The sequence below is a fragment of the Micromonospora sp. NPDC049580 genome (genome assembly GCF_040675595.1).
In the GTDB taxonomy this organism is placed as follows: domain Bacteria; phylum Actinomycetota; class Actinomycetes; order Mycobacteriales; family Micromonosporaceae; genus Micromonospora.
Genome location: NZ_JBFAPG010000786.1, coordinates 1 through 1552 on the forward strand (window position 1 = coordinate 1; position 1552 = coordinate 1552).

General features: G+C 69.4%; 1 protein-coding gene. It reads right to left on the reverse strand.

Annotated features, from left to right (window positions below; translation table 11 throughout):
* On the reverse strand, window positions 1-1363 hold a 1363-nt coding region (locus tag AB0J68_RS32080; RefSeq protein ID WP_363942622.1), incomplete at its 3' end, for a cellulose binding domain-containing protein.
* Window positions 1364-1552 lie beyond the last annotated feature (189 nt).

The window sequence follows — 1552 nt, forward strand, 5'->3', positions numbered from 1 at the left end:
GGCCGGCGCCGGCGCCGGCCGTCACGATGGACTTGACGGTGCTCGCCGTGTCCAGTTGGTACGAGTACGGGATGCTGGCGACGCTGCCGCCGGTCTGCCCGGCCGGCGAGTTGACGAAGTAGTTGTTGCGGGCGACCAGGCGGCCCGGCCCGGAGTCGGCCTCGCCGAGGTGGTACGTGTCCGGGACGTTCTCGAAGTAGTTGCCCTCGACGAGCACCCCGGCGTTCTCGGTGGAGGCCACGCCGTAGCCGGTGTTGGCCCGGTAGTAGTTGTTGTAGACGTGCACCGGGTTGCCGAAGCGCACCCGCGGGTTGCGCTGCTTGCTGCCGTCGAACCAGTTGTGGTGGTAGGTCACGCGCAGGTGGCCGGTGTCCTGCGCGCCGTTGTCGTCGCTGTGGCCGAGCAGCATGGTCTTGTCGTGGTTGAAGACCCGGTTCCACGACACCGTGACGAAGTCCGACCCGCGCTTGATGTCGACAGCGCCGTCGTACCCGTTGCTGAAGGTGTTGTGGTCGATCCAGATGTTGGTGGCCGACTCCTGCACGTTGATCGCGTCGTCGTTCCAGTCCCGGAAGGTCAGGTTCCGGATGATGACGTTGCGGTCACCGCTGACGTTGAGTCCGCAGCCGACGATTGTCGCGCCGGAGTTGCCGAGGATGGTCTTGTTCGACCGGACGCGCAGCATCCCCGAGCAGGAGATGGTGCCGGACACCCGGATCACCGCCGACCCGGTCGCGTTCAGCGCGCTGGTCAGCGCCGAGGCGTTGGTGACGGTGGTGGCCGGTGCGCCGCCACCGCCGGTGGTGCCGCCGTTCTGGGTGGCCCAGCCGACCAGGCCCGTCTGCGGCGGGACGCTCGGTGGAGGATCGCTGGGGATCGGCGGGGTGGTCGGCGTGCCCGGTGTGGTCGGCGTGCCCGGAGTGGTCGGGGTGGTGGTGCTGCCGCCGGTGCAGGCGACGTTGTTCAGGGTGAAGCTGGTCGGGGCCGGGTTGCTGGAGTTGTTCCAGCTCGCGTTGAAGCCGAACGAGGCGCTGCCGTTGGTGGCCAGGTTGCCGTTGTAGTCGACGTTGGTGGCGGAAACCTGAGCGCCGCTCTGTGTGACGGTGGCGCCCCACGCCTGGCTGACCTGCTGGCCGGCCCCGTACGACCAGCGCAGCGTCCACCCGGAGACCGGGTCGCCGAGGTTGGTGACCGTGACGTTGCCGGTGAACCCGCCCGGCCACTGGCTGGCGACCGAGTAGGCGACCTGGCAGCCGGCGGCCGCCTGGGCCGAGACGGCGGTCAGGAGCCCGCCGGTGACCAGGGCCGCGGTGGCGGCGGCGGTGGTGGCGAGCAGCGTCATCCGACGCTGTGATGTGCGCATGCTGCTTCCTCTCGATGAGGCGGACGGACCGTCGCGACGCCCATGCCCGTGGGCGACGAGGTAGGCCGGGACCCATGGCTCCCGGGCCCGCCGGTGCAGTTCGGTGAAAGCGGCTCCCGCGCTCACGCCGGCCACTGCGGAGGCAAGCGCTTTCCCGATGAGAACATAGAAGCACCTGGATGTAAATGC